This is a genomic window from Mesorhizobium delmotii (genome assembly GCF_900149755.1).
GTDB classification, from domain to species: Bacteria; Pseudomonadota; Alphaproteobacteria; order Rhizobiales; family Rhizobiaceae; genus Mesorhizobium; species Mesorhizobium delmotii.
The window spans coordinates 1-381 of record NZ_FUIG01000009.1; the positions used below are offsets into that span (position 1 = coordinate 1).

The 381-nt window shown below is 66.1% G+C and carries 1 protein-coding gene; it reads left to right on the plus strand.

The window, feature by feature from the left end; translation table 11 throughout:
- A partial coding sequence (locus tag BQ8482_RS01365; RefSeq protein ID WP_133254685.1) for a transposase occupies positions 1-381 on the plus strand: 381 nt, incomplete at both ends.

Sequence of the window (381 nt, forward strand, 5' to 3'; positions counted from 1 at the left end):
CCGGGGCGGCGGTTCAGTCGCGAATTCAAGATAGCTGCGGTGCAACGCATGGCTGCGGGCGCCAACGTGAGCAAGTTGGCGCGGGAGCTCGGCATCTCTCGCAAGGGTCTCTATCAATGGCAGAAGCAGTTTCGTGCAGGCGGGCCAGCAGCTCTGCGCGGTGGCGTGGGTCCGCCGCGAGCGGTACGCCGGCTGGGTGAGGCGCATGACCCGGGCGGTGCAGCGCCGGCATTGTCGTCGGAAGCGCTTGACGAGCTTTCGAAGGCATTGGCTCGGATCGGCGAACTGGAGCGTCTCGTCGGACAGCAGGCGGCCGACCTCGATTTTTTTCAAGAAGCCTTGCAGCACGTCGGGAAAGCGCACCAGCGGAGCGGCGCGCCT